The sequence below is a fragment of the Amnibacterium setariae genome (genome assembly GCF_003581425.1).
GTDB classification, from domain to species: Bacteria; Actinomycetota; Actinomycetes; order Actinomycetales; family Microbacteriaceae; genus Amnibacterium; species Amnibacterium setariae.
The window spans coordinates 129,958-155,986 of record NZ_QXTG01000001.1; the positions used below are offsets into that span (position 1 = coordinate 129,958).

A 26,029-nucleotide genomic window follows, 5' to 3' on the forward strand; every position below is an offset into this window, starting at 1 on the left:
ACACTGGCGGGCGATGAGTGCGATCACGGGGACCGGGATGTTCCGGTCGCTGCGGGTGCACGACTACCGCCTCTGGGCGTCGGGCGCGATCGTCTCGAACGTCGGCACCTGGATGCAGCGCACGACGCAGGACTGGATTGTCCTGACACGGCTGACGCACCACGACGCCTTCGCCGTCGGCGTCACCACCGCGCTGCAGTTCGGGCCGCAGCTGTTCCTCTCCCCGCTCACCGGCCTCGTCGCCGACCGGGTGTCGAAGCGGACGCTGCTGACGGTGACGCAGGCCGTGATGGGCCTGCTCGGCCTCGTGCTCGGGATCCTCGTGCTGACCGGCACCGACACCCTGCTCGAGGTCTACGGGTTCGCGCTGCTGCTCGGCGTCACGGCCGCGTTCGACGCGCCCGCCCGGCAGAGCTTCGTCTCCGACCTGGTCGGCCCGGGCGACGTCTCGAACGCGGTCGCCCTGAACTCGGCCTCGTTCAACCTCGCCCGCCTGCTCGGCCCCGCCGCCGCCGGTCTGCTGACGGAGGCGGTCGGCGCCGGGTGGGTGTTCGTGATCAACGCCCTGAGCTTCGCCGCCGTCCTCACCTCCCTCCGCTTCATCCACGCCCCGGCGTTCGCCGCGCGCGAGGGGAGGAGCCGCTCCTTCACGGACATCGGCGAGGGGTTCACGACCGTGCTGCGCCGGCGCGACCTCCTGATCGTCTTCGTGCTCGTCGCGATCCTCGGCACGTTCGGCCTGAACTTCCCGATCTACGCCTCGACCATGGCCGTGCTGTTCGGGCAGGGCGCCACGGGCTACGGCCTGCTCTCCTCCGCGCTGGCCGTCGGCGCCGTGACGGGCGCGCTGCTCTCGGCCCGGCGGCCCGCGCCGCGGTTCCCGCTCCTGATCCTCGCGGGCGCGCTGTTCGGCGCCGGGCTCCTGCTCGGGGCGGTGGCGCCGACCTACCTCTGGCTCGCGATCGCGCTGCCGCTCGTCGGCGTCGCCTCGCAGACCTTCATGACGACCGCGAACGGGCTCGTGCAGCTCGGCGTCGACCGGGTCGTGCGGGGTCGCGTCATGGCGCTCTACATGGCCACCGTCATGGGCGGCACGGTCGTCGGCGGCCCGTTCGTCGGGTGGGTCGCGAACGCGCTCGGACCGCGCCAGGGACTCGTGGTCGGCGCGGTCGCCGGCCTGCTGGTCGCGGTGCTCGGCGCCGCGTACCTCCGGCGGCACGCCGAGGCGCGGGAACCGGTCGTCCCCGCGGACTGACGCGGGTCAGATCTCCCAGACGTGGGCGGTGGCGGCGGTCTGCGACCAGCCGTCGCGGAGGCGGGCGACCGCGTGGTCCCAGGCGTCGAGGAGGTCCATCCCCGGCCGGACCATCGCCTGCAGCTGCAGGCCCTCGTACAGCGCGACGAGCTGCTCGGCGCCGCGGGCCGGGTCCAGGCCGTCCGGCTCGCGCCCGGCGGCGACGTCCCGGGCGATCGCCCGCTCCACGAGGGTGTGGAACCGGATCCACTGCTTCTGCAGCGCCTCCGCCATGGGGTGCCCGGGCGTCGCCGCGATGTTCACGACGGCGGTGAGCAGCCGGACGAGCGACGGGTCCGCGAGGTTCGCGCGCACCAGGGCGCGGAGGAAGCCGGCGGCGCCCTCCTGCTCCGCGAGCGGCACGAAGGCGGCCATGCGCTCGGCGTTCCACACCTGCACGGTCGCGACCACGAGGTCGTCCCAGGTGGGGAACCGGGCGCGGACCGCGGCGAGCTGCAGGCCCGCACCGTCGGCGACCGTCTCCAGCGTCACCTCGTGGAAGGCGCGCTCCCGGAACGACCGGATGGCGGCGCGGACGATGGCGTTCCAGATGTCGGCGCCGGACGGCTCGTGGCCGTTCGGCGTCGGTCCGGTCAGGAGGGTGTCGCTCACCCGACCAGGGTCCCGTGCCGAGCGGCCCCGGCACGACCCTCAGTCATGGGGCCGCCGGGCGTGCACCCCGGCGCGGCGTGCGGTGCAGGCGCCTCAGAGCAGGTCGGCGGCGAGCGCGAGCGCCCCGACCACGCCGGGCGAGTCCGGGACGCCGGGCGCGACGAGTACGTCCTCCGGCGCCGCGGCCGACAGGGCCGCCGGTCCGTAGCCGCGCGCGAGGTCCGGCAGCGCGGACCGGACCGCGTCGAGCAGGCCCGGCGCGAGCATCACCCCGCCGCCGAGCACGACCTTCTCGGCCCCGGTCGTGAGCACGACGCTGTAGGCCATCTGCGCGATGTAGGAGGCGAGGACCGCGAACGCCTCGTCGTGCAGCCCGGCGGGGAAGGACGAGGCGTCGACGCCCCACCGGGCGAGCACGGCGGGCCCGGCGGTGAGCCCCTCGAGGCAGTCGCCGTGGAAGGGGCAGCTGCCGGCGAACCGGTCCGCGGGGTGCCTGCGCACGAGGAGGTGGCCGACCTCCGGCCACCCGTCGCCGCCGATCGGACGGCCGTCGATCACGATCCCGACCCCGACGCCCGTGCCGATGGTCGCGTAGGCGAGGGAGGAGGCGCCGCGACCGGCGCCGTAGCGGAGCTCCCCGACGGCCGCGCCCAGCACGTCGCTCACGAACGCGGCGGGCAGCCCCTCCTGGTTCACGCGGCCGAGCAGGTCGACGTCCGCCCAGCCCGCCTTCGGGGTGGTGGTGATCGTGCCGAAGCGCGGGCTCGACGGATCGGCGTCGACGGGGCCGAAGGAGGCGAGGCCCAGCGCCTCGACGGGCTCGTCGGCGCCCGCCTCGGCGATGAACTCCCGGATCCGGCCGATGGTCGCACCGGGGTCGGTCGTCGGAAAGCGGCGCACCGCGACCGGGCGGTCGGGCGCGTCCGCGCGCGCCGCGGCGCAGACCACCTTCGTACCGCCGGTCTCGACCCCTACGAGCATCCCGGTCCCCTCCCACGTCGACGGATCGAGCCGACCCTAGCGAGCAGCGTTCTGCCAGGCGCAGGGAGCCCCCGTGCAGGCGGGAGCGCTAGCGTTCCACGAGGCGCGGCTCATCCGGCCCCGCCCGATGACGGGCGGCCCACCCTGCTCATCGGAAGGTCAACGAACCCGTGACCGATTCACCTGTCGACCCGACGACCTCCAGCGCCTGGCAGGCGCTCGACGGTCTCGCCGAGGGCTTCTCGCCCGACCTGCGCGGCTGGTTCGAGAGCGACCCCGGCCGCGCGGAGCGCTGGACGTTCCAGGCGGCGGACCTGACCGTCGACCTGTCGAAGAACCTGCTCACCGACGAGGTGCTCGGCCACCTGCTCGAGATCGCCCGAACGGTCGACGTGCCGGGCCGCTACGCCGCGATGATCCGCGGCGAGCACATCAACGTCACCGAGGACCGCGCGGTGCTGCACACCGCGCTGCGGCGTCCCAAGGGCGGCGAGGGCCTCGAGCCGCCGGCGCCGCTCGTGGTCGACGGGCAGGACGTCGACCACGACGTCCACGAGGTGCTCGACCGGATCGCGGTGTTCGCGAACGCGGTGCGCGACGGCTCGTGGACCGGGGTGACCGGCAAGCGCATCGAGACGGTCGTCAACATCGGCATCGGCGGCTCCGACCTCGGCCCCGTCATGGTCTACGAGGCGCTGAAGCCGTACGTGCAGCCCGGGCTCGCCGCCCGCTTCGTCTCGAACATCGACCCGTCGGACATCTACGAGAAGACCGCGGACCTCGACCCCGAGACGACGCTCTTCATCGTCGCCTCGAAGACCTTCGGCACCCTCGAGACGCTGACGAACGCCCGCCTCGCGCGGCAGTGGCTCTGGGAGGGGCTCGCGAAGTCGGGCGCCATCGCGGACACCGACGACGCGCGCCGCGACGCGGTCGGCAAGCACTTCGTGGCCGTCTCCACGGCGCTCGACAAGGTGGAGGCGTTCGGCATCGACCCGAAGAACGCCTTCGGCTTCTGGGACTGGGTGGGCGGCCGGTACTCGGTCGACTCCGCGGTCGGCACCGTCGTCGCGGTCGCGATCGGCCCGGACCGGTTCGCGGAGTTCCTCGCCGGCTTCCACGCCGTCGACGAGCACATGCGCACCGCGCCGCTCGAGGCGAACGTGCCGGTCCTCATGGGCCTGCTGAACGTCTGGTACGCGAACTTCCTCGGCGCGCAGAGCCACGCGGTGCTGCCGTACGCGCAGTACCTGCACCGCTTCGCCGCCTACCTCCAGCAGCTCACGATGGAGTCGAACGGCAAGAGCGTGCGGTGGGACGGCTCCCCCGTCGTGACGGACACGGGCGAGGTGTTCTGGGGCGAGCCCGGCACGAACGGCCAGCACGCGTTCTACCAGCTCATCCACCAGGGCACGCGGCTGATCCCCGCGGACTTCATCGCGGTCGCGAATCCCGCGCACGCGCTGCAGGACGAGCAGGGCGACGGCGGTGCCGTGCGGCCGGGCGCGGACGTGCACAGCCTGTTCCTCGCGAACTTCTTCGCGCAGACGAAGGCGCTCGCCTTCGGCAAGACCGCGGACGAGGTCCGCGCGGAGGGCACCGCGGAGGCGGTCGTGCCGGCGCGCACCTTCAGCGGCAACCGGCCGACGACGTCGATCCTGGCGCCGGCCCTCACGCCGTCGGTGGTCGGGCAGCTGATCGCGCTCTACGAGCACATCACCTTCGTCGAGGGCACCGTGTGGGGCATCGACTCGTTCGACCAGTGGGGCGTCGAGCTCGGGAAGAAGCTGGCGCTCGAGGTCACGCCGGCCGTCGAGGGCGACCGGGACGCGCTCGCGACGCAGGACCCGTCGACGAAGTCGCTGATCGCGAAGTACCTCGAGCTGCGGCGGTAGCGCGGAGCGCGGACGGACGACGAGGGCTGGGCGGGATCTCCGGATCCCACCCGGCCCTCGTGCCGTCCGTGACGCCTGCGGCGTCAGCGGCTCCGGATCAGCGGCCCTGGGGGCCGAGGTGGACGCGGGGCGCGTCGACGTCGCGGCGCGGGCGGCGGGGCGCGGAGCGGCGCTCGGTCGGCAGGGCGACGCCGTTGGCGTGCGTGCGCGGGCCGTGGGCGAGCAGCGGGTTGCGGGTGATCAGCACGTCGAGGACGGCGCTCATGGTCTCCTCCTCAGGAGTTCGATCTCTGCGTTCGTATGATAACTGAACGAACGAACTCACGCCACTGTTCCCGAGCCGGGAGACTGGAGCCATGACGCTCCCCGAGCGGCTCAGCGACACCGCGTCCCGAGCCCTCCGCACGCTGCTCGCGCAGGGCCGTGCGACGCGGCCCGAGCTCGCCGCGGCCCTCGCCGTGACGAAGCAGACGGTGTCGGCCGCGATCGCGGAGCTCGAGGAGCGCGGCCTCGTCGAGGCCGTCGCGGTGCAGCAGGGCCGGACCGGCCGCTCGGCGCTGCGGTACGCCCTGCACCGGTCGGCCGGCTGGGTGGCCGGGATCGACCTCGGCAGCGCGCGCCTCCGCGTCGCGGCGGCCCGGCTCGACGGCACCGTCGTGGCCGAGCGCCTCGTGCCGAACCCCGCGCCGACCGTGTCGCGCGACTGGCCCGACCAGCTCGAGCTCGCCGCGCACGCGCTCGCGGAGGTGGCGCAGGAGCTGTCGGAGTCCGAGGGCGGCCTGCTCGGCGCGGCGATCGCCGTGCCCCGGGCCGTCCCGGAGCGCCGCGACCTGCTCGCCGACGGCGGGGCGGAGGCCGACGATCGGCTGCTCGCCGCCCTCGCCCCCGTCGCACCGGCCGCCGTGTGGACCGAGAACGACGTGAACTGCGAGGCCGTCGCCCAGCTGCGCTACCGACCGGGCCCGACCCCGCCGTCGGTGCTCCACCTGCATGTCGGCGCGGGCCTCGGCGTCGCCCTCATCGTCGAGGGGGCGATCCTGCGCGGCGCGCGCGGCCGCGCGGGCGAGATCAAGGGGCTCGCCGCCCCGATCCCGCGTGGCGCCACCGCAGAGGAGGCGCTCGCCGTCGGCGGGCTGCTCGAGGCAGCGGGGCACTCGAGAGCGGCGCCGCTGCCCGGCGCCCTCGACGACCTGTTCGCCGCGGCCGAGACGGGCGACCCGGTCGCCGAGACCGCCCTCGCCGACGAGGCGCGGGGGATCGGGCTGCTGCTGCGCGACCTCGTCGCCGTGCTCGACCCGGACCTCGTCGTCCTGTCCGGGACGGTCGGCGCGCGGCCCGCCCTGCACCGCAGGGTCGTGGCCGAGGCGGACCGGCTCGGCCTCGGGGTCGAGGTCGCCGAGGACCCGCTCGGCGACGCGGCGCCCGTGCTCGGCGCCGCCGGCCTCGCCGCGGACCTCGTGCTCGACGCGGTCGCCCCCGTGCGCTGAGCGGCGCTTCTCGGAGGTCCGGTGGCCTCGGGGCTCGCTCCGCTCGCACCTCGACCAGCGGTAGGGGGGAGACGCGGTTCCGGGCGCCGGGCGGGGCGTCAGCCGAGGGCGAGGAGGCGCTCGGCCGCCGCGACCACCTGGTCGGGGCGCACCGATGTCAAGCAGGGGTGGCCGGGCACCGGGCAGAGCGTCGCGCGCGTGCCGCGGCAGGCCGCGTCCCGCTGCCCGAGCAGCTCGAGCGGCACGCCGTAGGGCGCCCACCGCTCGGGCGGCACGACCGCGGAGAAGAGGCTGACGATCGGCCGGCCGACGGCCGCGGCCAGGTGGGCCGGGCCGGTGTTGCCGACGATCACCGCCTGCGCCCCCGCCAGCGCGAGCGCCGTCCCGCCCAGGTCGAGCACGCCGCCGAGATCGACGCCCGTGGCGCCCGCGACCTGCGCGGTGAGCGCCGTCTCGTGGTCGCCGCCGGTGACCGCGACCGCGTGCCCGGCCTCGCCGAGCAGCCGCACGACCTCCGCGAAGTGGTCGGCCGGGTACTCGCGCGCCGGGTACTGCGCACCCGGGTGCACCACGACGTAGTGCTCGGGCAGCGCCTCGAGCACCGCGGGCCGCTCGGCGGGGAGGTCGACGTGCAGCCGCCCGTCGTCGCCCTCCGGCAGCTCGTACCCCGCGAGCCGCACGATCGCGAGGTTCCGCTCGGGCTCCGGGATGTCCTCCGGGAACGCCTCCCCCGGGATCCAGCGCTCGTCGAGCAGCCCTGCGGAGGCCTCGACGGACGCGCCGAGGATGCGCGGCACGCCGGCGAGCCGGAGGAGGAGCGCCATCGGCAGCGGCGACTGGTGGAACGCGGTGAGGATGATCGCCTCGTCGGGCCGGCACTCCGCCACGATCGCGTCGACCTCCGCCACGAGCGCCGCGTCGACCGGCCGGTCGACCGCGGTGATCCACGGGATGCCGACGACGCGCAGCTCGTCGACGCCGGGCAGCAGGGCGGCCGCCGACCTCCCGCGCGGCCCGGCGAGGTACCAGACCTCGGTGTCCTCGCGCGCGGCGACCGCGCGCACGGCCGGCCCGGACATGATCACGTCGCCCATGCTGTCGAGGCGGACGACGAGGACCCGCCGGCGCTCGGTGCTCAGCGGAGGCCCTTCAGCGCGGCGCGGGCGGTGTCGGCGAGCCTCGCGGCCGCGTTCACCCGGGTGTCCGCGTCGGGCACGCCGGCGATCGCCAGCCGCACCGCCTTGCGCACCTGCTCGGCCTCGAGCAGCCAGACGACGTGGCCGAACAGCTCGGAGGCGTGCTCCTCGATCGGCAGGTCCCGCGCCTTCGGCGACAGGCCGAGGCGGGGCAGGACGACCTCGTGGGCGACGACGAACGCGCCGATACCGTAGGCGGCGCCCGCCCACAGCTTCGTCCTCGGCAGGTACTCCGCGGCGACGGAGTAGGCCGCCACGGTCACGACCGAGAAGCCGAAGTGCACGGCGAGCACGCCCCACGGCACGGTGTTGCCGTTGTACTCGTAGGTGTGCTCGTCGGGGTCGATGCCCCGCTGCTTGAGGAACGTGACGGGCGGGACCTCCCGGTCCGGCCGCCGGGGCGGGAAGAGCGACTCCCAGCCCATCTTGATCGCGCCGGAGCTGAGCCCCGCGACGACGCCCGCGACGAGCGCGGCGCCGGGCCGGCGGCTCTCGGGGGCGGAGAGGTCGAGCAGGCCGAACGGAGTCTTCATCCGTGCATCGTCGCGGGTTGCCGCTACACCAGTCTGGGAGCGCGCTGCAAGGGCTTGCGCGCGGCGGGGTCCTCGGCGCGGACCTGCTCGAAGAGCTCCGTCGCGGCGGCGAGCACCTCGGTCTCCGGCACGTCGTGCGTGGCGCTGGCGCCGTGGTCGCACCACCCCTCGAGCACCCGCCGCCCGCACACGCGGCACCCGCCGTGCCAGGACACGAGCGCCCGGTGCCGGGCGCGGGTGAGCGGCGCGACGTCCGCGAGGTTGGCGTACGTGAAGACCGCGACCGTGGCCGTGCCGACCGCGGCCGCCACGTGCCGCGGGCCGGAGTCGTTGGCGAGCAGCAGGTCGGCGCGCGCCAGCAGGCCGACGAGCCCGGGCAGGTCGAGGCCGCCGACGACGGTCCCGACGCCCCGGCCGAAGCCGCGGGCGACGGCGGCGACCCGGTCCGCCTCGGAGGGGCCGCCGACCACCACGACCCGGGCGCCGCGGTCGGCGAGGGCGCGGGCGACCCGGCCGAGCCGGTCCTCGGGGTAGCAGCGGCGCGGGTCCGTCGCGCCGGGGTGCACCACGACGAGCGGCTCGTCGGTCTCCGGCACGACCGCGCGCGAGGCCGCGAGGTCCGGCTCCGTCACGGCGAGCTCGGGCTCGAGCCGCACCGGAGGCGCTCCCGCCGCCGCGACGACCTCGAGCCAGCGGAGGGTGTCGTGCTGGAAGGACGTGTACGGCACCCAGCGGTCCGGCTTCGGGGCGTCCGCGGTCGCGGCGCCGACGGTCGTCCCCGCGCCGAGGCGCAGGAGGAGCCGGTTCGAGTTCCCGCCGCCGCCGTGCAGCTGCACCGCGAGGTCGTAGGCCTCCGCCCGCCGCTCGGCCGCCCACGCGTCGATCTCCTCCTCCGTCGCGTCCGGCGCGGCCGACGCCACCCGCACGCCGTGGACCGGCGGCACGACGACGACCCGGTCGACGGGGGAGGGCCGGTCGGCGAGCAGCGCCGCGGTGTGCGCGGCGCCGAGCAGGGTGATCTCCGCATCGGGGTAGGCCGCCCGCAGCGCGGCGAGGGCGGGTTCGCCGACGACGTAGTCCCCGAGGCCGTTCGCGCGCAGGACGGCGATCCTGCGGACGTCGGGGAGGGGCGCGGCTGCGGTTCCGAGCGGGCTCATCGGAACAGTTCTCCCACAGCGGGACCGGGCGCTCGCTCCGCGCTCAGGGAACGAGGGCGAGCGCGAGCGCGGCGAGGAGCACGCCCGGCAGGGCTGCGAGCGCGAGGTCGAGCGGTCCGCAGCGCTCCCGGTCGCGGCGCCGGTACGCCACGAGCCACTCGACGGCGCTCGCCGCGAGCACGACGACCGTGAGCAGCGGCACCCCCTCCGGGACGGGCGTGCCGGTCAGCCGGCCGCCGATCTGCGTGAAGGCCACGACGCCCCACGGCACGACGCCGAGCACCGCCGCCCAGCGGATCGGCATCGGGTCGCCGCCGGGCCGCTGCACGGATCGGAGCAGCACGCCGCCCGCGGTCGCGGCGTAGACGAGGACGAGGGCCACCGCCTCCGCGACGCCGTTCAGCCGCGCGACGAGGAAGAGCACGATCGGCGACGCCGCACCGACCGCCCAGACCGTCGCGCTCCGCTGCAGCCGACCCGTGGCGCGCACCGCGGCGACGAGGGCGACCACCGCGGGCGGCACGAGCACGGCCCACTCGCCGCGGATCACGCCCACCCGGATGCCGGGACCGCCGAGGTGGGCGACCACGGGCAGCGGGACCGGTGCGCGCAGCACCGCGACGACGAAGAGCAGGACGACCGCCAGGGCCAGGACCCCGGCGAGCACGGCGGCGCCCCGCGAGCCGGTCACGGCAGCGGCGAACCGGTCGGGTCGCTCTCGGTCGGCGCCGTGCGCCGGCCGAGCCACGCGTCCACGCGCCACGGGCCGCGGCCGCTCCGCTCGAGGATCACGACGCCCGTGTTGGGCAGGCCGTGCTCCGCGCCGTAGCCGGCGTCCACGTTGACGGCCCGGGAGCACGCCCACGCGCGGATGGCGGCGCCGTGGCTCACGCACACGGCCGTGTCGACGCCGTCGAGGGCCGACTCGACCGCGGCGTCGTACCGGTCGAGGAACGACTCCCCCGTCTCCGGCCGCCCCGGCATCTCGGCGGCGAGGTCGCCGTCCGCCCAGGCGAGCACGGTGCCGAGGTAGGTCATGTGCGAGGCGTGGTCCGCGAGCAGCTCGAGGTCGCCCGCGAGGACCTCGCGGAGCCCGCCGTCCTCGCCGAGCGGCAGCCCGCGGGCGGTCGCGAGCGGGGTCGCGGTCTCGACCGTGCGCGCGAGCGGGGAGGCGACGACCCGGTCGATGCGCTCCTCCGCGAGCACGCCGACCAGGGCGGCGGCCTGCTCCCGGCCGAGGTCGGTCAGCCCGGGCCCGGGGAAGGCGGTGTCGAGGAGCCCCTGCACGTTCGACCGCGTCTGACCGTGGCGGACGAGGATCAGGCGAGCCATGCCCCCATCCTCGCGGACGGTCGTGCACAGCCGGCTGCGCGGGAGGGGCGGCGCGCGTACGGTCCTGCCATGGACAGCGACGTTCTCGGCAGCTCGAACCCCGGACCCGAGGAGGGCGAGCCCCAGCAGCGCGGGCACGGCACGGCGGATCCGGGCCCCGGCGGGGACGTGCCCGAGGAGGGCTCGTCGAACCCCGGCCCGAACGAGGGCGGCGACCGCCGGCCCGGGCGCGGCTCGGAGGATCCCGGCCCCGAGGAGTGAGCCGGGATCACGCCTCGCGCGTGATCTCGACCTCCACGAAGAGGCGGCTGCCGAACGGACCCGCGTAGATGCCGCGGAGCGGTGCGACGTCCGCGTAGTCCCGCCCGCGGCCGACGAGCACGTGCCGCTCGCCGATCGCCAGGTCGTTCGTCGGGTCCCAGCCGTGCCAGGAGCCGCAGAACCACTCGACCCAGGCGTGCGACTCCCCGGTCACGGGGACGCCGACGGGGAAGTCGGGGTCGGGGTGCAGGTACCCGGAGACGTAGCGGGCGGGCACCCCGATCGCGCGGAGCGCGCCGATCGCGACGTGCGCGATGTCCTGGCAGACGCCGCGTCCCTGCGCCCAGGCCTCGCGCGCGGTGGACTGCACGCCCGTCACGCCCGTCATGTACTCGATCCGGCGGTGCACCTCCCGGCACACGGCGAGCGCGGCGGCGCACGGGTCGAGGTCGGCGGCCGCCTCGCGGGCGAACGCGGCGACCGCCTCGGCCGGGTCGGTCAGCGGGGTCTGCTGCAGCTGCTCGACGACGGCCACCGCGGCGCCCCGGGCGGCGGCGAGCTCCGGCCAGCCCATGCCGGGTTCGGCGTGCCCGCTGCGCCGCACCTCCACGAGGCTCGACGCGGTGAGGGAGAGCTGCTCGTGCGGCGTGAGGATCTCGAACGAGTTGACGCGCGTGCCCCAGTAGTCGACGTAGCCGTGCGACGACGACATCGGCGATATCTCGAGGCCGGACGCGAGCACGAGCTGGCCGTCGTCGGAGCCGGGCAGCATCCGCGCCTCGTTGTACGACTGCACGACCTCGCCGCCGTAGTCGTAGCCGGTGACGTGCCGGACCCGCAGGCGACTCATGCCGCTCCCCGCATGCGCATCAGAACTCCCCCGCCCAGACCGGGACCGCGTGCGTCGGGAAGTACCGGCTCCGGATGGCCTCGGACGCCGCGGACGTCGCGGCCTGCACCGCCTCCATCTGCAGGGCGAGCTCGTCGAGGACCTCGTCGATCGGCCGGAACTCGAGCTCGGCGCGGATCTGCCTGAGCACCCGGAGCGCGCGGTCGGACGTGCCGACCCGTTCGCTGCGGGGCTCCAGCTGCCGCAGGCAGCCCTCCGCGCGGCTGATGGAGAAGAGGATCGACCGCGGGAAGAGGCGGTCGAGCGCGAGGAACTCGGCGGCGTTCTGCGCGGACGGGACGCCGCGGTAGGTGCGGAGGTACGCCTCGTAGCCGCCGCAGGAGCGCAGCAGCGTCGTCCAGCTCGGCCCGTTGTCGCCGGTGAGGGCATGGGTCGCGAGCAGCCGGGCCGTCATGTCGGCGCGCTCGATGCTGCGGCCCAGCGTGAAGAACTGCCAGACGTCGTCGCGGCTCGTGGCGCTCTCGATGATCCCGACGGCGAGCGCCGTCCGCTCCCGGACCCAGGCGAAGTACTCGGACACCCGCGCGGGGGAGACCTGCCGGGGCATCCGCGCCCGGGTCGTGTTCAGGCACTCCCAGAGCTCGGTGCCGACGATCTCGCGGGCGCGGCGGGCGTTCTCCCGCGCCGCGGCGAGCGAGTGGGCGATGGAGGCGGGATGGGTCCGGTCGACGCCGAGCAGCGCCAGCACGTCGCCGCGGCGCAGCGCCGCGTCGCCGGGCGGCGTCGCGCCCATGACGGCGAGCAGCGCCCGGCAGGCGGAGTCCTCGTCGACCCAGGGGTCCTCGAGCAGCAGCTGCAGGTGCACGTCGAGGATGCGGGCGGTGCCGTCGCCCCGCTCGATGTAGCGCCCGATCCAGAACAGGCTCTCCGCGATCCGGCTCAGCACGGGCCGGTCCCCCCGTCCGCGGCCCCGGGAGGCGCTGCGGCCTCGACCTGCTGCTGCTGCTGCTCCTGCTCGCCGGTGTCGTCGACGACGTCGAGGGGCGCGTGGTCGGGCCGGTGCCCGTGGGGCTGCGGCGGCGCCGCCCGGTCGTGGGCCGCCTGGTCCCGGACGATCGCGCCGACGCGCCGGTCCGCGTGCACCGGTTCCGCGCCGAGCACCCACGTGTCCTTCGAGCCGCCGCCCTGGCTGGAGTTGACGACGAGCTGCCCCTCCGGCAGCGCCACGCGGGTCAGGCCGCCCGGCAGCACCCAGACGTCGCGGCCGTCGTTCACCGCGAAGGGGCGCAGGTCCGCGTGCCGGGGCCGGACCCCCTCCTCCACCAGCGTCGGGATCGTCGACAGCTGCACGACCGGCTGCGCGATCCAGCCGCGGGGGTCGGCGACGAGCCGCCGCCGGAGGGCGTCGAGCTCCGCCCGCGTCGCGCTCGGCCCGACGACGAGCCCCTTGCCGCCGGAGCCGTCGACCGGCTTCACGACGAGCTCGTCGAGCCGGTCGAGCACCTCCTCGAGCGCCGTCGGCTCCTCGAGCCGCCACGTGTCGACGTTCTGCAGCCTCGGCTCCTCGCCCAGGTAGTAGCGGATGAGGTCGGGCAGGTACGTGTAGACGAGCTTGTCGTCCGCGACGCCGTTGCCGACGGCGTTCGCGATCGTCACGGTGCCGAGACGCGCGGCGAGCATGAGCCCGGGGGAGCCGAGCAGGGAGTCGGCGCGGAACTGCAGCGGGTCGAGGAACTCGTCGTCGACGCGGCGGTAGATCACGTCGACCCGCGTCGGCCCCGCGGTCGTCCGCATCCAGACGCGGCCGCCCGAGCAGAACAGGTCGCGGCCCTCCACGAGCTCGACGCCCATGAGCCGGGCGAGCAGGGTGTGCTCGAAGTAGGCCGAGTTGTGGACGCCGGGCGTGAGCACGACGACGGTCGGGTCGTCGACGCCGGGCGGCGCCGCCGCCCTGAGCGCCTGCAGCAGCCGGTGCGGGTACTCCCCGACGGGTCGCACCCGCATCCGCGCGAAGAGCTCCGGCAGCGTCTGCGCCATCACCCGCCGGTTCGAGACGACGTAGCTGACGCCCGACGGCACGCGCACGTTGTCCTCGAGGACGCGCCAGTCGCCGCGCTCGTCGCGGATCAGGTCGATGCCGGACACCTGGATGCGGACGCCGTTGGCGGGGACGACGCCCGCCGCCTGCCGGTGGAAGTGGGAGGAGGAGCTGATGAGGCCGGCCGGGATCACGCCGTCGCGGACCGCCGCCTGCGCGCCGTACACGTCGGCGAGGAACGCCTCGAGCGCGAGGACCCGCTGCGCGACCCCCGCCTCGACGGCGGCCCAGTCGTCCGCCTCGATCACCCGCGGCACGGCGTCGAGGGGGAACGGGCGCTCCTCCCCCGCGAAGTCGAAGGTGACGCCCTGCGCCAGGTACGAGTCGGCGAGCGCCGCGGTGCGACCCCGCAGCTCCGCCTGCGTCATCGTCGCGAGCGCGTCGTGCACCTCGCGGTAGGGCGCGCGCGGCACCGCCCCCGCCGTGGTCAGCGGCGGCTCCGCGAACATCTCGTCGAACGGCGCGGCGCCGGCGCCGGCGTGCGCCGTCCGCGCGTACCCGTCGAAGAGGTCCGCCATGGCCGCAGGCTGCCAGACCGGTGTTCCGGGCGTGTTACGGGACCGCCCGCGGCGGCCGCCCTACGATCGCGCCGTGTCGGACGCGGTGTGGACGCCGCGCTTCGCCCTCTCCGACGGCCTGCGCGCCGCCGGCCTCTGGTACGGCGGCACGGCCCTCGCGCTCGCCCTCGCCTCCGCGGCGCTCGTCGTCGGCGACCTCCGGGCCGTCGCCGTGCTCGCGGTGCCCGTCGCGGTGATCGCCGCCGGCGGCCTGCTCCTCGTGCTGCCCCTGCCGCGTCCGGTCGCCGTCGCGGCCGCCACGGTCGTCATGACCGCCGGCGCCACCGCCGCGCTCGTCGTGCTCGCGCGGTCGGCCGCGCCGCCGGCGAGCACCGCGGCCTTCCCGCTGCCGCCGCTCAAGATCGCCATGCTCGCGTTCGGCGTGAACGCCGGGCGGCGGCGGGCGCCGCTGATCGCCGGGGTCGCCATCACCGCCGTCACCGAGACCGCCGCGGGGCTCGTCGGGCCCGCCCTCGGCGTGCCGTGGGCGTTCGACCTGCCGGCGACCGCGGGGCTCGCGCTCGTCGCGCTCGCCTCCTCCGGGTTCCTCGTCGGCGGGCGGCGCACCGCGGTCGCGCGACGGGCCTCCCGCACGGCGGCGGAGCAGGACGTGCTGGCGCGGACGCGCGCGATCGCCCGCTCCCGGGCGGCCGCGGTCGTGCACGACACCGTGCTCGGCGACCTGGCCGCCCTCGCCGCGATCGGGGCGGGTCCGCTGCCGCCCGCGGCCGCCGCTCGGGTGCGGAGCACCCTCGACCTGCTCGCCTCCCCCGGCTGGGCCGACCCCGCGGCGCCGCCCGACGCGGTCGGCGGCCCGGTGCTCGCGGCGATCGCCCGCGCGGAGGACCCCGACTTCTCGGTGCGGCTCGACGGCGAGCTCGCCGCGCTCCGCGGCCTCGACGGCGCGGTGGAGGGGGCCCTCGCCGCCGCGATCGAGCAGTGCCTGACGAACGCGCGGATCCACGCGGGCGTGGAGGGCGCCGACGTCACCGTCCTCGCGGACCGCGACGGGCTGACCGTCATGGTGGCGGACGCCGGAGCGGGGTTCGACCCCGACGCCGTCGACCCCGACCGGCTCGGCCTCAGCACCGCGGTCGTCGCGCGCGTCGAGGCCGTCGGCGGCTCCGTGCGCGTGTTCGCGCGGCCCGGGGTGGGCACGACCGTGCTGCTCGCGGTGCCGAAGGCGGCGGGCCCGTGAACCGGGACACCCTCGCGGCCCGCGAACCGCTGCTGCTCGGCGCCCCCGCCCCCGTGCTCGCGGGCGGCGGCGCCGCGCTCGCCCTCGTGCTCGCCGCCGCGGCGGCGCTGCTCGGCCGGCGCGAGCTCGCCGCGCCGGGGCTCGAGATCGTCGCGCTCGTCGTCCTGGCCGTGGCGGGCGTCGCGGCCGTGCTGCTCGCCAGCCCGTTCCGCGCGCCGTTCACCGCCGGCGCGCACGCCGCCGTGCTCGGCCTGGTCCTGCTCGCGGTCGTGCTCGACGCGGCCGCGCAGGACGGCCGCAACGCGGTCGTCGCCGACGACTGGGGCCCGATGGTCCTGCCGGTCTTCCTCCTCGTCCTGGCGACCCTCCGCCCGCCCCGCGAGGTGCTGCTCGGCGGCGTGCTCGCAGCGGCGGCGTCGAGCGCCGCCGTGGCCGCGCTCTCCCCCGAGCCGCTGCGCGGCGTCGCGGCCGTGCTGACCGGGGTGCTGCCGCCCGCGATCGCCGCGACCGCGCTCGGGGCGACGACGCTGCGCGCCCTCCGCCGCGGCGGCGCTCGGGCGGTGACCAGGTCGGACGCCGCCTCCGTGCAGGAGGAGGCCGTCGCGCGGCTCGAGGCGGAGGCGATCCCGCTGCTCGCCGCGGTGGAGGACGCCGGGACGATCACGGCCGCGCAGGCCGAGCGCGCCCGCGCCATCGCCGCCGGGCTGCGCGCGGCGCTCGTCGCGGATCTGGCGCGCGGCTGGCTCGCGGACGCCGGGTTCCGCGTCGACGACCCCGACGGCTACGCGGAGCGGATGACCGCGGCGCAGCGCACCGCCCTCCGGACCACCGTCGCGAGCCTGCCGCTCGCGGACTTCGAGCGGCCCGGCCTCGCGTCGGTCCGCGGGCAGGACCGCGACGCGGTGCTGGAGCTCGCGCTGCCCGTCGCCGCGCGCCCGCGGCGGACCCGGGTCGCGCCCCTCGTGCCGCTGCTGCGCTCCGCCTTCGCCCGCGCCGACGTGCGGATCGGGGACGAGCAGGTGTCCGTGCGCGTCGAGCTCACCGTCCCCCGCTGAGGCCGGTGGGCCACCATGGGCGGGTGGCGGACCGCAGCAGGGAGTTCTGGGAGGGCCGCTACCGCGCGGCCGCCGAGGCGGGCACGAGCCTCTGGGGCGCGGCCCCGAACGGCTGGATCGCGGAGCGCGTCCTCGAGCTCGCACCCGGACCGGGCCGGGCGGTCGACCTCGGGGCGGGGGAGGGGCGGAACGCCGCCTGGCTCGCGGAGCGGGGCTGGCGGGTGACCGCGACCGACTTCTCGGCAGCGGCGGTGGCGGGCATGCGCGACCGCGCGGGGATCGACGCCGTGGTGGCGGACGCGACCGAGTGGCGGTCGCCCGAGCCGGTCGACCTCGCCGTGCTCTGCTACCTCCAGCTGCCGCCCGAGGCCCTCGCCGCCGCGATCGCCCGCGCGGCGGAGTCGCTCGCGCCCGGCGGCCTGCTGCTCGGCATCTGGCACGACCGCGAAGACGTCGAGCGCGGGCTCGGCGGCACGATGACGCCCGCCATCCGCACGACGCCCGAGGAGACCCGGGCCGCGGCGGAGGCCGCGGGCCTGCGGATCGAGCTGTCCGGCCGGCGGGACCGCGAGGTGCCGGGCGGCCTCGCCTGCGACTGCCTCCTGGTCGCCCAGAGGCCGTAGGGGAGCGAGGTGGTCTCGAGGCTCGCTGGCGCTCGCACCTCGACCGACGGAACGGGCCGCCGATCGAGGTGCGAGCGGAGCACCCCCGCTGATCGAGGTGCGAGCGGAGCGAGCCTCGAGATCCGCCCGCGGATCAGCCCTGCAGCGCCGCCTCGAAGACGTCGATCGCCGCGTTCAGGTCCGCCTCCGAGATGACGATCGGCGGGGCGAAGCGCACGGTCTGCCCGTGCGTGTCCTTCGCGAGCACGCCGGCGGCCATCATCCGCTCGCAGACCTCGCGGGCGGTGCCCACGGCGGGGTCGATGTCGACGCCCGCCCACAGCCCGCGCACGCGGACCGCGGTGACGCCGCGCCCGACCAGCGGCTCGAGGCGCGCCTGCAGCACGGCGCCGAGCTCGCGGGCGCGCCGCTGGGGCTCGCCCGTCGCGAGCATGCGCACGACCTCGAGGCCGACGGCCGCGGCCAGCGGGTTGCCGCCGAAGGTCGAGCCGTGCTCGCCGGGACGGAGCACGCCGAGCACGTCCTCGTCGCCGACGACCGCGGAGACGGGCACGATGCCGCCGCCGAGCGCCTTGCCGAGCAGGTAGAGGTCCGGCACGACGCCGACGAGGTCGCACGCGAAGGTCGCGCCGACCCGGCCGAGGCCGGACTGGATCTCGTCCGCGATCATCAGCACGCGGTGCTCGTCGCAGAGGTGGCGCACCGCGGGCAGGTAGTCGTCCGGCGGCACGACGATGCCGGCCTCGCCCTGCACCGGCTCGAGCAGCACGGCGACCGTCGTGTCGTCGATGGCCGCCTCGAGCGCCTCCGCCGAGCCGTAGGGCACGACCCGGAAGCCCGGCGTGTAGGGGCCGAAGCCCTCGCGGGCGGAGGGGTCGTCGCTGAACGAGACGATCGTCGTCGTGCGGCCGTGGAAGTTGCCGCTCGCGACGACGATCGTGGCCGCGCCGTCCGGCACGCCCTTCACGCGGTAGCCCCAGGCGCGGGCGACCTTGATGCCGGACTCGACGGCCTCGGCGCCGGTGTTCATCGGCAGGACCATCGTCTTGCCGGCGAGGGCCGCGAGCTCGCGGGCGAACGGCTCGAGCCGGTCGTTCTCGAACGCGCGGCTGACGAGCGTGACGCGGTCGAGCTGCGCCTTCGCCGCCGCGACCAGCGCCGGGTGGCCGTGGCCGAAGTTCACCGCCGAGTAGGCGGCGAGCAGGTCGAGGTAGCGGCGGCCGTCCGAGTCGACGACCCACGCGCCCTCGCCCGTCGCGATCTCGACCGGCAGCGGGTGGTAGTTGTGCGCGAGCGCGCTGGGCGCCGTGCGGGCGCCGCTCACCGCTCGCCCCGCAGCTCGAGGGTGCAGCACTTCACGCCGCCGCCGCCGAGCAGCAGCTCGGCGAGGTCGAGCCCGATCGGGGTGTAGCCGCGCTCGCGCAGCGACGCCTCGAAGCCCTTCGCCCGGGAGGCGATGACGACGTTCCGGCCGTCGGAGATGGAGTTGAGGCCGAGCCAGCGTGCGTCCTCGATGCCGACCTCCACCGCGTCGGGGTACCGGCGGGCGAGCACCGCGCGGCTCGCGTCGTCGAACGCCTCCGGCAGGTAGGCGATGTTCGCGTCGGCGCCGGCCGGGTCGAGCACGGCGAGCGCCGTGTCCAGGTGGTAGAACCGCGGGTCGACGAGGCGGAGGGTGACGACCTCGCGGCCCGTCACCTGCGCGAGCTCGGCGTGGCTCTCGACGCTCGTGCGGAAGCCCGTGCCGGCGAGGATCGCGTCGCCGACGAGGAGGAAGTCGCCCTCGCCCTCGTTGACCTCCCGGGCCTCGTGGACGCGGAAGCCGTGCTCGCGGAACCACTCGCCGTATGCGGGGCCCTCGGGCTGCCGCTCGGGGTGGGTGAACCTCGCGGTGTACGCGACGCCGTCGAGCGTGAAGCCGCCGTTCGCGGCGTAGACCATGTCGGGCAGGCCGGGCAGCGGGTCGATCAGCTCGACGTCGTGGCCGAGGGCGGTGTAGGCGTCGTGCAGCGTCTGCCACTGCTGCAGGGCGACGGAGGTGTCCGTCGGGTCCTGCGGGTTCATCCAGGGGTTGATCCGGTAGGCGACCGTGTAGTGGTCGGGGCGGCACATCAGGTAGCGGCGGCGGATCGCCGTCCGCTCGGACTCGGGGCTGCGCGCGGGCGCGGTGGACGTCACGAGAGGTCCTTCTCTGTCGGCGGGACTGGACGCCGGACCAGGTCGACGGCTCGCTCCCAGTGTGCAACGCCGATCGCGCACGGACGCGTCCGGTCGCGCAACGATGTTGCGTTCATGCCGGGTCCGACGCGCCGAGCGCTCGTCAGCGGCGGGAGGGGACGCGGTGCGCCGTCCCGGCGACGCCGGCGCTGACGCCGCCCGCGACGGGCCCGCGGCGCTGCTCCTGCCGCAGCCGCATCGACTCGAGCCGCGCCACCGCCCGCTGGTGCCGGCGCACGCCGCGACGACCGCGTACGACGGCGAGGACCCCGAGCACGAGGAGCACGACGCCGCCGAGCACCGGCCAGAAGTCGGCGACCGACACGAACCCGACCAGCAGCTCGGCGACGAAGCCGGGCACGGACGGCGCGTGGGCGACGAGCACGAGGGCGCCGACGGCGGCCGCCGCCCCGCCGATCCCGATCTCGAGCCGCGAGGAGACGGGAGGCGCGGACGCTCGGGCCGACATGCGGCCACCGTATTGACGGGCACCGGCGCGGCGCGTCCCCCCGTTCGCGCCCGGTCGGAGCGCGGTCCGCGCAGCGCCTGTGCGTCAGGTGCCCCCAGAACGCAACGATCGATACCCTCGGGATCGTGGACGCCATCGACTCCCGCATCATCGACCTCCTCAAGCGCAACGCGCGCTCGGCCTACGGCGACATCGGCGCCGTGGTCGGCCTCTCCGCCTCCGCGGTGAAGCGGCGCGTGGACCGGCTGCTGGCCGAGGGCGTCATCCGGTCGTTCACCATCCAGGTGGATCCGGCGACGGAGGGCATGAGCACCGAGGCGTGGGTCGAGCTGTTCTGCCGCGGCACCGTCTCCCCCACCGAGCTGCGGCGCATCCTGTCCGCGGTGCCGGAGGTGGTCTACGCCGGCACGGTGACGGGCAGCGCCGACGCGATCGTGCACATGCGGAGCCGCGACATCCCGAGCCTCGAGCTCGCCCTCGAGCGCGTGCGGGTCGCGCCGAACGTCGACCACACCCGCAGCGCGATCGTGCTCTCGCGCCTCGTCAACCGCACGGCGGGGTGACCGGAGGCGCTCGGCGCCCGGTTTTCCACTGAGCGGGAATCGGTTCGAACCGGTTCAGACGCGAGCCGGCCCCCTGGGAATCCCGGGCACGACCTGGGATTCGTATCGCTCCGCAACGAATTCCGCGGCGTGGCGCAGCAGGCCTGCGGCGTCCAGGCGGTGTACGCGGTTCGTCCAGGCCGTGACCGTCCTGTTACCTTCCTCGGCGACATCCGCCGCCCCTCCACCCCATCCGCGGCGGCCCATCGACACGCCTCGACGCCTGGCCTGCGACTGCTCGCACGGCCGCGTCGCGGCGTGCCTGCGGCGTGCGCGCCGAGACCATGGAAGGAGCCGGCATGCGTCGGACGACGAGCTGGAGCGCAGGGATCGCGCTGGTATCGGCAGTGGCGGGCGCCGCGGTGCTGGGCGGGACCGTGGCGGGCGCGCCCCACCACGCGGCGCCGGCCGCCGAGCGCACCGAGGACACGGCGGCGGTCGTCCGCTCCGTGCAGGCGCGGCTGACCGCGCTGGACGGCGCGGCGGACCGCGCGGGCAAGGCCGCGGCGATCGCCGACGAGGCCGTGCTGCAGCACGACACCGCCGCGAACCGCGCGGCGGCCGACCGGGCAGAGTCCGCCCTCGCGGCCCTCGCCGACCGGCAGACGCCCGAGCTGACCGGCCTGCTGCAGCGCCTCGAGTCGCTCGGCGTGCGTCCGGAGACCGTGCAGGGCGACGGCACCACCGCGACCACGGCCGCGCTCGTCGGCCGCACGAGAGCGCTCCGCGCCGTCTCCTACGCGCGCAAGCAGATCGGCGACCCCTACGGCTTCGCCAAGGCGGGCCCGGGCCGCTGGGACTGCTCCGGCCTCACGATGAAGTCGTACAAGGCCGTCAAGGTCGCCATCGGCGGCCACAGCGCGACCGCGCAGTGGCGGAAGGCGAAGTCGAAGCACCGCCTCGTCTCCTTCAAGAAGAAGAAGGCCGGCGACCTGATCTTCTACGGCCGCCCCGGCGCCGTCTACCACGTGGCGATCTACGCCGGCCACGGCCGGATGATCGAGGCCCCGTACCCGGGCAAGCGGGTGCGCGAGGTGAAGGTCCGCAACGGCGACCGGCTCTCGCAGGTGGCCCGTCCGGCCTGACCCCGTCCGACCCCGGGGGCGTCGGTAGGGTCGTGCGGTCAGCCCGACCGCCGAGGAGCGCGATGCCCGTCGACCCGACCGACCCCGACCTCCCCCTGTACGGCGCACCGCCGCTGACCGCCTACGCGCGGTTCTGGCGGCGGTACGTCGTCTTCACGGGGCGCGCCAGCCTGTCCGAGTTCTGGTGGGCCGCGCTGCTGAACACGGTCGCGGCGCTCGTGCTCGCAATCGCGGGCGGCGCCCTCGTGGCGGTCGGCGCGGGCCTCGCGAGCGACGGCTCGCCGGTGGCCGCGATCCCGAACGCGCTGGGCGCCGTGCTGCTCTTCGCGCTCGGGGTGTTCTTCCTCGCGCAGATCGTGCCGAGCATCGCCCTGTCGATCCGACGGCTGCACGACGCAAACCTGTCCGGCCTCTTCCTGCTGCTCGGCTTCATCCCGTCCGTGGGCGGGCTCGTCCTGCTCGTGCTGGACGTGCTGCCGTCGAACCCGGAGGGCCGCCGGTTCGACGAGGGCGCCGCGCGCTGGCAGCCCTCGGCGCCGGCGCCGGCCGCTTCCGCGCCTTCCACGCCGGACCCGTTCGCCGTGCCGGCCGCGGGCGCCTCCGCCGCGCCGTTCGCCGCACCGCCCACCGCACCGCCCGCCGCGCCGCCCGCCGCGCCGACCAACGGCGGCTTCGACGCCTGGCCGGCACCCGCGACGACGCCGCCCGCGACCGCGCCGCTGCCCGTCTCGGCGACGCGGGTCGACGCCGCGGACACGGCACCGCGACCCGCGGATGCGCTCACCGCGGCGTGGAGCGCCCTCGGCGAGGTCGAGCGCGTCGAGCCGCGCCTCGGGGTGCAGCCGTCGTGGCGACGGCAGGGCTACCTCTTCGTCCGTCGGCCGGACGGCGCCGACGTGCTGACGACGGACGGGCTCGGCGAGGCGGAGGGCGCGGCCGCGCTCGGCGCCGGCGCGGAGGTCTACCTCGCGTCGCCGGAGCTCGGCGCGACGCGCGAGGCCGTCGCGGACGGCTGGCGGTTCACGATCGTGGCGGCCGTCGCCCGCCGGATCGGCGCGAGCGGCATGCACCTGCCCGCGGAGCTCGAGCAGTACGGCGCGCTCTCCATGTCCGTGCCCGCGGACGCGCCGGCGGACTGGCGCGGCGCGGACGGCGGCGTGGGCGTGCTGGTCGGCGTCGGCCTGCCGGGCGTGCCGGAGGCGGTGGCGACCGCCGCAGGCGAGGTGCGCCTCGTCGGCCTGGTGCCCCTCCGGCCGGAGGAGCTGCAGCGCATCCTCGACGGCGGCCGCGAGGCCCGCCGGTCGGTCGCCGCTCGGCTGGCGGCGCTGCCGCCCGCCCAGCTCACCGCGCCGGACCGCCCCGCCGTCTGACCCCTTCTCCTCCCGCATCCGAGGAACCGGCGCCCGCCGAACCGGTTCCCCGGATGCGGGGAGAACAGGGAGCGGGGTCAGTGCCAGCGGTGGTCCTGCGGCGCCAGCCTCTCGGCGCGGCGGGGGACCGAGACGCCGGAGGCGACGATCAGCCGCATGACGCGCTGCCGGTGGCCCCGCCAGGGCTCGAGCAGCTCGAGCATCCCGGCGTCGTCGACCTTGCGGCCGATCAGCGCGGTGCCGACGATGCCGGGCAGGTGCAGGTCGCCGAAGCTCGGGGCGTCGGGGTCCCCGTGCGAGCGCTGCGTCGTCTCCGCGGCCGTCCAGATGCCGACCCCGGCGACGCTCCGCAGCCGCTTCGCCACCTCGGCGCCGCCGCGGCCGAGCGCGAGCGTCCGCTCGAGCCCCGGCGCGACGGCGGTCGCCGCCATCACCGCGGCCGACCGCTTCGGGTCGACGCCGGCGCGGTGCCAGTCCCAGGAGGGGATGCGGCGCCAGGCGTCCGCCGCCGGCGCCACGCGCATGCCCTCCGGCACCGGGCCGGGCGGGATCTCGCCGTGCCGCCGGACGAGCCAGGCCCAGGACCGGTGCGCGTCCACGGTGGCGACCTTCTGCTCGAGGATCGCGGCGACGAGCATCTCGACGACCTGGCGGCACCGGGTGAGCCTCAGCCCGACGCGTCGCCGCCGCGTCTCGGCGAGCAGCCGCACGGCGGAGACGTCGAGGTCCGACCAGTCGTCGCCCTCCCCGAGCAGCTCGGGCACCCCGTCGATCGCCCACTCGGCGCCGTCGCCCCAGGCGCGGGCGTGGACGCTCCCGTCCGCGTGCTGCGCGAGCCGCAGGGTCGCGGCGCCCTCCGGCGTCCGCACCGTCCGCCACACGACCGGGCGGTCGGGCTCGCGGCGGAAGGTCGGGTCGCCCGCACCCCGCCGCAGCACCCGCACGGTGGCGACGAGGTCGACCGGCTCGGCGGGCGCGTAGACGGTCGTCACCGCCGGCGCCGCGACGGACGCCGGGATCGCTGTCCCCCGCACGGGGGGACAGCGTAATCACAGCCGTGTCGTGCTGCGGCGACACGCCGAGGTCTCGGGAGCGGCGATCCGGTCCCTCGCAGACGACTCGCGCCCGGACCGGCTAGCGTCCGGCGGATGGTGGACGACGACGACATCGAGCGGCTCCGCACGCTCATCGGCAAGGCCCGGATCGGCATCCTCACGACCGTCGACGACGACGGCCGCCTGGTCAGCCGACCGATGGCGATCAAGGACCGGGAGTTCGACGGCGACCTCTGGTTCTTCACGGAGGACCCCTCCCACAAGACCGTCGAGGTCCGGCGGGACCCGCAGGTCAACGTGGCGCTCGAGTCCGGCAAGGGCTGGGTGTCGCTGTCCGGCGAGGCGGAGGTCGTGCGCGACGCGGCGAAGATCGACGAGCTGTGGGACACCGGCGCGGAGGCGTGGTTCGAGCACGGCCGCGAGGACCCGAAGGTCGCCCTGCTCAAGGTGACGGTCCACTCGGCCGAGTACTGGGCGACGGACGACCCGAAGCCCGTCGTCCTCCTCAAGTACGCGAAGGCCGCGGTCACGGGCGGCCGGCCGGACGTGGGCGAGGCCCGCACCGTCGAGCTCGACTGACGTGCGCGCCCTCGTCGCGCGGGAGCCCGGCGAGCGCGCCGCGCTCACCGAGCACCCCGACCCGACCGGGACGGTGCTGGCGGCGCGCTGGTCCTCCCTCAACTACAAGGACGCCCTCGCGGTCGCCGGCCGCCCCGGCGTGCTGCGGTCGCAGCCGATGGTGCCCGGGATCGACGTCGTGGGGCGCACGGAGGACGGCGCGACGGTCGTCGTGACGGGCGCGGGCCTCGGCGAGCGCGTCGACGGCGGTCTCGCGGAGCGCGTCGCCGTCGACCCGGCGGCCGCCGTGCCGGTCCCCGACGCCTTCACGCCGCGGCACGCCGCGGCGATCGGCACGGCGGGCGTCACCGCGGCGCTCGCCGCCCTCCTCCTCGAGCGGGCGGACCTGCCGGACGGCCCGGTGCTCGTCACGGGTGCGGGCGGCGGCGTGGGCGGGTTCGCGATCGCGCTGCTCGCGGCCGCCGGCCGCGAGGTGCACGCCTCGACCGGTCGCGCCGCGGCGCTCGGCGACCACCTCCGGGCGCTCGGCGCCGCCGAGGTCGTGGACCGTCTGCCTGCCGAGCCGGGGCGCCCCCTGCAGTCCGCCCGGTGGGCCGCGGTCGTGGACTCCGTCGGCGGCGGCGCGCTCGTGAACGCGATCGCGCAGACGCTGCCGGGCGGCGTCGTCGCCGCGTGCGGCCTCGCGGGCTCCCCCGACCTGCCGGGCACCGTGCTGCCGTTCATCCTGCGCGGCACGACCCTCGCCGGGATCTTCTCGGTCGACCTGCCCCGCGAGCGGCGGCTGTCGGCGTGGGAGCTGCTCGCCGACCGGGTGACGCCCGCGGTCGTCGACCGCCTCGTCGAGCGGGTGGTGGGCCTCGGGGAGGTGCCGGCCGCCGCGGACGACGTGCTCGCGGGCCGGGTGCGCGGCCGCGTCGTGGTGGACCTGGAGCGATGACGGCGGCGGTCGAGGTGCTGCCGGCGACGGCGGACCGGTTCGACCTGGTCGCGCACGCCCTCACGGGCGGCGGCGACGGCGCCTCCTGCTGGTGCCGCTGGCTGCTCGAGACGCGGCGCGCGTTCGACGCGGCGACGCGCGAGGAGCGCCGAACGCTGCTCGTGCGGGAGCTGGAGGACGCGGCGGTGGCGCCGGGCCTCGTGCTGACGGTGGACGGGGCGGCGGCGGGCTGGGTGCGCGTCGGGCCCCGGGTCGCGCAGCCCGGCGTGCTCCGCACCCGGGTCGTCCGCGGCGGCGGCGCCGAGCCGGCCGACGACCCCGAGGTCTGGGCGGTCACGTGCTTCGTGGTGCGGCGCGAGCACCGCGGCACGGGCGTCGCCGCGGCCCTGCTCGACGCGGCCGTCGGGCACGCGTTCGCCCACGGCGCCCGCGTCGTCGAGGGCTACCCGGTCGACCGCGCGGCGCGACCGGGCGCGACGAGCGCGGAGCTGTGGCACGGCACGGCCGGGCTCTTCGTCCGCGCCGGGTTCGTCGAGACGGCCCGCCCGACGCCGGCCCGTCCCGTCATGACGCTGCGCCCCTGAGG

At 76.4% G+C, this 26,029-nt stretch carries 28 protein-coding genes; 13 read left to right on the top strand and 15 right to left on the bottom strand.

Annotation, left to right across the window (positions count from 1 at the left end):
- Window positions 1-13 precede the first annotated feature (13 nt).
- A complete protein-coding gene (locus D1781_RS00665) occupies window positions 14-1,255 on the top strand; it encodes an MFS transporter (protein WP_233550869.1) in 1,242 nt (413 codons plus the stop codon).
- Between the two features lie 6 nt (window positions 1,256-1,261).
- On the opposite strand, the gene D1781_RS00670 is transcribed toward D1781_RS00665, so the two are convergent.
- On the bottom strand, window positions 1,262-1,906 hold the full coding sequence (locus tag D1781_RS00670) for a TetR/AcrR family transcriptional regulator (RefSeq protein ID WP_119480384.1): 645 nt from the start codon (window positions 1,904-1,906) through the stop codon (window positions 1,262-1,264).
- A gap of 93 nt (window positions 1,907-1,999) precedes the next feature.
- Window positions 2,000-2,887, bottom strand: coding sequence for an ROK family protein (locus tag D1781_RS00675; RefSeq protein WP_119480385.1), 888 nt, complete (start codon window positions 2,885-2,887; stop codon window positions 2,000-2,002).
- A gap of 170 nt (window positions 2,888-3,057) precedes the next feature.
- Between D1781_RS00675 and pgi the strand changes: the two genes are divergently transcribed.
- Window positions 3,058-4,782 (top strand): glucose-6-phosphate isomerase, encoded by a 1,725-nt coding sequence (gene pgi / locus D1781_RS00680; protein WP_119480386.1) that lies wholly within the window; start codon window positions 3,058-3,060, stop codon window positions 4,780-4,782.
- A gap of 97 nt (window positions 4,783-4,879) precedes the next feature.
- Here pgi and D1781_RS17385 read toward each other — a convergent pair whose 3' ends face one another.
- Complete coding sequence (locus D1781_RS17385; RefSeq protein ID WP_158589950.1) at window positions 4,880-5,047, bottom strand: hypothetical protein; 168 nt, start codon at window positions 5,045-5,047, stop codon at window positions 4,880-4,882.
- A 91-nt stretch (window positions 5,048-5,138) separates the two neighbouring features.
- Here D1781_RS17385 and D1781_RS00685 point away from each other — a divergent pair, with 91 nt between their 5' ends.
- Window positions 5,139-6,269, top strand: coding sequence for an ROK family transcriptional regulator (locus D1781_RS00685; protein WP_119480387.1), 1,131 nt, complete (start codon window positions 5,139-5,141; stop codon window positions 6,267-6,269).
- Window positions 6,270-6,367: 98 nt separating this feature from the next.
- On the opposite strand, the gene D1781_RS00690 is transcribed toward D1781_RS00685, so the two are convergent.
- The 5 genes from D1781_RS00690 to D1781_RS00710 are packed head-to-tail and all read right to left on the bottom strand — an operon-like array spanning window position 6,368 to window position 10,487.
- Window positions 6,368-7,363 carry a glycosyltransferase family 9 protein gene (locus D1781_RS00690; RefSeq protein WP_119480388.1) on the bottom strand — a complete coding sequence of 332 codons (996 nt, stop codon included), beginning with the start codon at window positions 7,361-7,363 and terminating at the stop codon, window positions 6,368-6,370.
- A 41-nt stretch (window positions 7,364-7,404) separates the two neighbouring features.
- Entirely contained in the window at window positions 7,405-7,998 is a 594-nt protein-coding gene (locus tag D1781_RS00695; protein WP_119480389.1) for a DUF1440 domain-containing protein, read from the bottom strand.
- A gap of 23 nt (window positions 7,999-8,021) precedes the next feature.
- Window positions 8,022-9,155 carry a glycosyltransferase family 9 protein gene (locus tag D1781_RS00700; protein ID WP_119480390.1) on the bottom strand — a complete coding sequence of 378 codons (1,134 nt, stop codon included), beginning with the start codon at window positions 9,153-9,155 and terminating at the stop codon, window positions 8,022-8,024.
- Between the two features lie 43 nt (window positions 9,156-9,198).
- The gene (locus D1781_RS00705; protein WP_147392000.1) at window positions 9,199-9,846 is read right to left on the bottom strand and encodes a hypothetical protein; all 648 of its coding nucleotides are present in this window, start codon (window positions 9,844-9,846) and stop codon (window positions 9,199-9,201) included.
- Window positions 9,843-10,487, bottom strand: coding sequence for a histidine phosphatase family protein (locus D1781_RS00710; protein WP_119480392.1), 645 nt, complete (start codon window positions 10,485-10,487; stop codon window positions 9,843-9,845). Before D1781_RS00710 ends, D1781_RS00705 begins: the two co-directional genes overlap by 4 nt.
- 69 nt (window positions 10,488-10,556) lie before the next feature.
- On the opposite strand from D1781_RS00710, the gene D1781_RS00715 reads away from it, so the two are divergent.
- Window positions 10,557-10,748, top strand: coding sequence for a hypothetical protein (locus D1781_RS00715; protein WP_119480393.1), 192 nt, complete (start codon window positions 10,557-10,559; stop codon window positions 10,746-10,748).
- A 7-nt stretch (window positions 10,749-10,755) separates the two neighbouring features.
- On the opposite strand, the gene D1781_RS00720 is transcribed toward D1781_RS00715, so the two are convergent.
- From D1781_RS00720 to D1781_RS00730, 3 genes are read right to left on the bottom strand one after another with little or no spacing between them, the layout of a single operon-like run.
- Window positions 10,756-11,598: a transglutaminase family protein gene (locus D1781_RS00720; protein ID WP_119480394.1), complete on the bottom strand. Its 843-nt coding sequence runs from the start codon at window positions 11,596-11,598 to the stop codon at window positions 10,756-10,758.
- Window positions 11,599-11,617: 19 nt separating this feature from the next.
- On the bottom strand, window positions 11,618-12,544 hold the full coding sequence (locus tag D1781_RS00725; protein ID WP_119480395.1) for an alpha-E domain-containing protein: 927 nt from the start codon (window positions 12,542-12,544) through the stop codon (window positions 11,618-11,620).
- A complete protein-coding gene (locus D1781_RS00730) occupies window positions 12,538-14,214 on the bottom strand; it encodes a circularly permuted type 2 ATP-grasp protein (RefSeq protein ID WP_119480396.1) in 1,677 nt (558 codons plus the stop codon). The genes D1781_RS00725 and D1781_RS00730 overlap by 7 nt, the downstream gene beginning before the upstream one ends.
- A 73-nt stretch (window positions 14,215-14,287) precedes the next feature.
- Between D1781_RS00730 and D1781_RS00735 the strand changes: the two genes are divergently transcribed.
- Genes D1781_RS00735 through D1781_RS00745 form a run of 3 tightly spaced genes read left to right on the top strand, consistent with a single transcriptional unit; the run spans window position 14,288 to window position 17,129 of the window.
- Window positions 14,288-15,451: a sensor histidine kinase gene (locus D1781_RS00735; RefSeq protein WP_119480397.1), complete on the top strand. Its 1,164-nt coding sequence runs from the start codon at window positions 14,288-14,290 to the stop codon at window positions 15,449-15,451.
- Window positions 15,448-16,506, top strand: a complete 1,059-nt coding sequence (locus tag D1781_RS00740; RefSeq protein ID WP_119480398.1) for a hypothetical protein — start codon at window positions 15,448-15,450, stop codon at window positions 16,504-16,506. Before D1781_RS00735 ends, D1781_RS00740 begins: the two co-directional genes overlap by 4 nt.
- A 23-nt stretch (window positions 16,507-16,529) precedes the next feature.
- The gene (locus D1781_RS00745; RefSeq protein ID WP_119480399.1) at window positions 16,530-17,129 is read left to right on the top strand and encodes a class I SAM-dependent methyltransferase; all 600 of its coding nucleotides are present in this window, start codon (window positions 16,530-16,532) and stop codon (window positions 17,127-17,129) included.
- Between the two features lie 133 nt (window positions 17,130-17,262).
- On the opposite strand, the gene rocD is transcribed toward D1781_RS00745, so the two are convergent.
- The 3 genes from rocD to D1781_RS00760 all read right to left on the bottom strand — a co-directional run bounded on the left by rocD (window position 17,263) and on the right by D1781_RS00760 (window position 19,815).
- Window positions 17,263-18,453, bottom strand: coding sequence for an ornithine--oxo-acid transaminase (gene rocD / locus D1781_RS00750; protein ID WP_199706326.1), 1,191 nt, complete (start codon window positions 18,451-18,453; stop codon window positions 17,263-17,265).
- Window positions 18,450-19,241 (bottom strand): dimethylargininase, encoded by a 792-nt coding sequence (gene ddaH, locus D1781_RS00755; RefSeq protein ID WP_119481645.1) that lies wholly within the window; start codon window positions 19,239-19,241, stop codon window positions 18,450-18,452. The genes rocD and ddaH overlap by 4 nt, the downstream gene beginning before the upstream one ends.
- Window positions 19,242-19,449: 208 nt before the next feature.
- On the bottom strand, window positions 19,450-19,815 hold the full coding sequence (locus D1781_RS00760; protein ID WP_119480400.1) for a hypothetical protein: 366 nt from the start codon (window positions 19,813-19,815) through the stop codon (window positions 19,450-19,452).
- Window positions 19,816-19,940: 125 nt separating this feature from the next.
- Between D1781_RS00760 and D1781_RS00765 the strand changes: the two genes are divergently transcribed.
- The 3 genes from D1781_RS00765 (at window position 19,941) to D1781_RS17720 (ending at window position 22,872) form a co-directional block, all read left to right on the top strand.
- A complete protein-coding gene (locus D1781_RS00765; RefSeq protein ID WP_119480401.1) occupies window positions 19,941-20,378 on the top strand; it encodes an Lrp/AsnC family transcriptional regulator in 438 nt (145 codons plus the stop codon).
- Window positions 20,379-20,716: 338 nt separating this feature from the next.
- A complete protein-coding gene (locus D1781_RS00770) occupies window positions 20,717-21,502 on the top strand; it encodes a C40 family peptidase (RefSeq protein ID WP_147392001.1) in 786 nt (261 codons plus the stop codon).
- Between the two features lie 62 nt (window positions 21,503-21,564).
- Window positions 21,565-22,872, top strand: a complete 1,308-nt coding sequence (locus D1781_RS17720; RefSeq protein ID WP_199706328.1) for a DUF805 domain-containing protein — start codon at window positions 21,565-21,567, stop codon at window positions 22,870-22,872.
- 77 nt (window positions 22,873-22,949) lie between these two features.
- Here D1781_RS17720 and D1781_RS00780 read toward each other — a convergent pair whose 3' ends face one another.
- Window positions 22,950-23,906, bottom strand: a complete 957-nt coding sequence (locus tag D1781_RS00780; RefSeq protein ID WP_233550871.1) for a DNA-3-methyladenine glycosylase family protein — start codon at window positions 23,904-23,906, stop codon at window positions 22,950-22,952.
- Window positions 23,907-24,020: 114 nt separating this feature from the next.
- On the opposite strand from D1781_RS00780, the gene D1781_RS00785 reads away from it, so the two are divergent.
- From D1781_RS00785 to D1781_RS00795, 3 genes are read left to right on the top strand one after another with little or no spacing between them, the layout of a single operon-like run.
- Window positions 24,021-24,506 (top strand): pyridoxamine 5'-phosphate oxidase family protein, encoded by a 486-nt coding sequence (locus tag D1781_RS00785; RefSeq protein WP_119480403.1) that lies wholly within the window; start codon window positions 24,021-24,023, stop codon window positions 24,504-24,506.
- 1 nt (window position 24,507) lies between these two features.
- Entirely contained in the window at window positions 24,508-25,443 is a 936-nt protein-coding gene (locus D1781_RS00790; RefSeq protein WP_119480404.1) for a zinc-binding dehydrogenase, read from the top strand.
- Window positions 25,440-26,027 (top strand): GNAT family N-acetyltransferase, encoded by a 588-nt coding sequence (locus D1781_RS00795; protein WP_119480405.1) that lies wholly within the window; start codon window positions 25,440-25,442, stop codon window positions 26,025-26,027. The genes D1781_RS00790 and D1781_RS00795 overlap by 4 nt, the downstream gene beginning before the upstream one ends.
- The last annotated feature ends 2 nt before the right edge of the window (window positions 26,028-26,029 follow it).